General features: G+C 56.7%; 4 protein-coding genes. 3 read left to right on the top strand and 1 reads right to left on the bottom strand.

Annotated elements, in window-relative coordinates:
- The first annotated feature begins 192 nt into the window (after nt 1–192).
- Nucleotides 193–1,482 carry a phosphoribosylglycinamide formyltransferase 2 gene (gene purT, locus MVK46_RS01615; protein WP_297534763.1) on the top strand — a complete coding sequence of 430 codons (1,290 nt, stop codon included), beginning with the start codon at nt 193–195 and terminating at the stop codon, nt 1,480–1,482.
- 139 nt (nt 1,483–1,621) lie between these two features.
- Here purT and purE read toward each other — a convergent pair whose 3' ends face one another.
- Nucleotides 1,622–2,053, bottom strand: a complete 432-nt coding sequence (gene purE, locus MVK46_RS01610; RefSeq protein WP_297534761.1) for a 5-(carboxyamino)imidazole ribonucleotide mutase — start codon at nt 2,051–2,053, stop codon at nt 1,622–1,624.
- Nucleotides 2,054–2,159: 106 nt separating this feature from the next.
- Here purE and purD point away from each other — a divergent pair, with 106 nt between their 5' ends.
- Both purD and MVK46_RS01600 read left to right on the top strand, forming a co-directional pair.
- A complete protein-coding gene (gene purD / locus MVK46_RS01605; protein ID WP_297534759.1) occupies nt 2,160–3,476 on the top strand; it encodes a phosphoribosylamine--glycine ligase in 1,317 nt (438 codons plus the stop codon).
- A 10-nt stretch (nt 3,477–3,486) separates the two neighbouring features.
- Nucleotides 3,487–3,651: DUF1246 domain-containing protein (locus tag MVK46_RS01600; RefSeq protein ID WP_297534765.1), on the top strand; the 165-nt coding region annotated here is incomplete at its 3' end.

Here is a 3,651-nt window from a genome sequence, read left to right as displayed (position 1 = left end):
AGGTTTATTATGCTTCTCAAAGCCCTAGCAGTTTTCTCGTCGTCAACTCCGGCCTGGGCGTAGGTCAGCATGAGCATCACCGGTGGGAGTTCCGCGGAGGGCTTAAAAGGTTTGCCATTTTCTTGCCAAAAAATGCTTAAATATCTGGAATTTTTAACATTAAAACGTCAAAACCTGCCAGGGGTGGTGGCTGTGATTAAGCCCCGCGATGAACTTGGAACTGCCATGACGGATTCCGCTCAGAAGATACTCCTTCTCGGGAGTGGGGAACTCGGAAAGGAGATAGCGATTGAGGCTCAGAGGCTCGGCGTGGAGGTTGTAGCCGTTGACCGCTACGCAAGCGCCCCGGCCATGCAGGTCGCCCACCGCTCCTACGTGGGCGACATGAGGAACGCGGACTTTCTCTTCTCCGTCGTCGAGAGGGAGAAGCCCGACGCGATAATCCCGGAGATTGAGGCGATTAACCTCGATGCTCTCTTCGAGCTTGAGAAGGACGGCCACTTCGTGGTTCCTAACGCGAGAGCGACCTGGATTGCCATGCACCGCGAGAGGACGAGAGAAACCCTCGCGAAGGAGGCGAAGGTTCCAACTTCACACTATGCCTACGCAACCACGCTCGACGAACTCTACGAGGCCTGCGAAAAGATAGGCTACCCCTGCCACACAAAGGCGATAATGAGCTCCTCGGGCAAGGGTTCATACTTCGTCAAGGGTCCTGAAGATATCCCCAAGGCCTGGGAAGTCGCTAAGAAGAAAGCCCGCGGCAGCGCCGACAAGATAATCGTTGAGGAGCACATAGACTTCGACGTCGAGGTAACCGAGCTCGCGGTGAGACACTACGACGAGAACGGGGAGATAGTTACCACCTTCCCGAAGCCCGTCGGCCACTACCAGATTGACGGCGACTACCACTCCAGCTGGCAACCTGCTGAAATATCGGAGAAGGCGGAGCGCGAGGTTTACAGGATAGCGAAGCGCATCACCGACGTCCTCGGCGGTCTCGGACTGTTTGGCGTCGAGATGTTCGTGAAGGGCGATAAGGTCTGGGCCAACGAGGTCTCGCCGAGGCCCCACGACACCGGCATGGTAACTTTGGCTTCCCATCCAACAGGTTTCTCCGAGTTCGGGCTTCACCTAAGGGCCGTTCTTGGCCTTCCGATTCCGGGTGAGTGGGTCGAGGGTTATCGTCTGTTCCCGCTCCTGACTCCCGCTGCCACTCACGTTATCAAGGCCAACGTCTCCGGCTACTCGCCGAGGTTCCGCGGGTTAGCTAAGGCCCTGAGCGTCCCGAACGCAACGGTGAGGCTCTTCGGCAAGCCCGAGGCCTATCCGGGAAGGAGGCTTGGAGTTGCAATAGCCTGGGACAAGAACGTCGAGGAAGCGAAGAGGAAGGCCGAGATGGTTGCCCATTCAATAGAGCTGAGAACGCGCTCCTCTGACTGGCACTCTCAGGATTATGAACTCAGGAATCATCTCCTGTGATTTAACTTTTTGTAACAGTTCGAAGGATAAAGGCAACGTTTTTAAACTCATTATCGTGTCATCTTGATAACTAGAACAAGGTGCTGAAATTAAGGGGATAGAATGAAAGGGAGTGCAATCAGAGAGGACTGCCGCGGGCTTATGCCCGCATCCTTTCCCTGTATTCTTCCAGTTTTCTCCTAGGGTCCTCGTCCCTGAGGGCCAGGATTTCCACCGCAAGCAAAGCCGCGTTCTTGCCGTTGTCTATCCCAACGGTTGCAACTGGAACACCCGGCGGAAGCTGGGCTATGCTGAGGAGTGCATCAATCCCCCCGAGCTTCGCCGACACCGGGACACCGATTACCGGCTTGACGGTATGGGACGCTATAACCCCTGGCAACGCCGCGCTGAGGCCGGCTATCGCTATGAAGACGTCGTAGTTCTCCTTCGCAAGCTCCTCAACCTTCTTGGGGTTTCTGTGGGCGGAAGCAACTTCAACGTCGTACTCAACCCCGAACTCGTCAAGGACGGTGGTAACCTTCTCCGCGATGTGAGAATCGCTCTTGCTACCCATGACCACGAGAACCTTCACGGCAACCACCGCGTATCTTTACCCCCAAGAGCTTATAAATCTTGCCAATAACTTGTAAAAACAAACCTTAAAAATCCAAATTTTTGACAAATAAATGGTGAAGCTCATGCGGGTTCTGCTCGTTGGCGGAGGAGGAAGGGAGCACGCGATTGGGGAGGCCCTCGTAAGGGGGGGCGCCGAACTCTACGTGGTTTCAAAGCACAAAAACCCCGGCCTCGCGAGGCTTGCGAAGGACTACGGCCTGGCAAAGGAGACCGACGTCGAGAAGGTTCTTGAGTACGCCGAACTTTTCGGCGTTGAGCTGGCGTTCATCGGCCCGGAGGCACCGCTTGAGAAGGGCATCGTTGACGCCCTCGAGGAAAACGGGGTTCCAACCGTCGGCCCGAGCAGGGAAGCCGCCAAGCTCGAAACCGACAAGGCTTTCGCGAGGGCCTTCATGGAGCGCAACGAAATCCCCGGAAGAAAGGCCTTCAGGGTCTTCACGGACGTCGATGAAATGAAGCGCTGGATTGACGACTTCGGAAGGCCCGTCGTTGTTAAGCCCATCGGCCTGACCGGAGGGAAGGGCGTTAAGGTCGTCGGCTACCAGCTGAGGGACAACGAGGAAGCCAAGGCCTACGCCGAGAAGCTCATAAAGAGGGACGGCAGGGTTCTCATCGAAGAACGCACAGACGGCGTCGAGTTCACGTTGCAGGTCTTCAGCGACGGGAGGAGAATCCTTCCCATGCCCCTCGTCCAGGACTACCCCCACGCCTACGAGAACGATGAAGGCCCTATAACCGGCGGAATGGGGAGCTACTCCTGTCCCAATGGACTTCTCCCCTTCGTGACGCGTGAGGACTACGAGAAGGCCCTTGAAACGCTTAAAGCTACCGTCGAGGCCATGAGAAAGGAGGGGACGCCCTACAAGGGAATCCTCTACGGCCAGTTCATGCTCAGCAAAGAGGGGCCCGTTCTCATAGAGTACAACGCCCGCTTCGGCGACCCCGAGGCGATAAACGTCCTCCCGCTCCTCAGGACGAGCCTCCTCGAAATAGCCGAGGGAATAGTTGACGGCAACCTCCGGAAGGCGGAGTTCGAGGGCAAAGCGACGGTCGTCAAGTACCTCGCGCCGAAAGGTTATCCAACGAACCCAGTCAGGGGCGTTAAGGTGGAGGTCGACGAGGAGGCAGTTGCGAAGACCGGTGCGAGGCTCTACTACGCCTCAATTGATGAGAACTTCACGCTACCCGGCTCGAGGGCCATAGCGATCGTTGGAATCGCCGATAGCATTGAGGAAGCAGAGAGAATAGCTCAAAGAGCGGTTCCCCCCATAAGGGGTGAGCTGTTCTACAGGCGCGACGTCGGAACCCGGGAGAGCGTTGAGAGGAGGATTGAGCTGATGCGGAAGCTTGGAAGGGACTTTGAGCCGAATCCCTGCTGAGGTGATGGGAATGATAAGCCGGGACGAGATTCTGGAAATCCTCGAGAGGTACGACCCCGAGAAGATAACAGTCGGCGTTCTCGGGAGTCATTCCGCCCTGGACATAGCCGACGGTGCTAAGGAGGAAGGTTTGCCCGTTCTGGTCGTGGCGCAGAGGGGCAGGCACAGGACTTAC

The organism is Thermococcus sp., assembly GCF_027066465.1.
Lineage (GTDB): Archaea > Methanobacteriota_B > Thermococci > Thermococcales > Thermococcaceae > Thermococcus.
Note: the sequence above shows the minus strand (reverse complement) of the source record. Positions and strands in the feature narration are given on the sequence as shown.

Coding starts and splice junctions, on each gene's coding strand:
- purD (WP_297534759.1), top strand. CDS start 2,160: ATGCGGGTTCTGCTCGTTGGCGGAGGAGGAAGGGAGCACGCGATTGGG.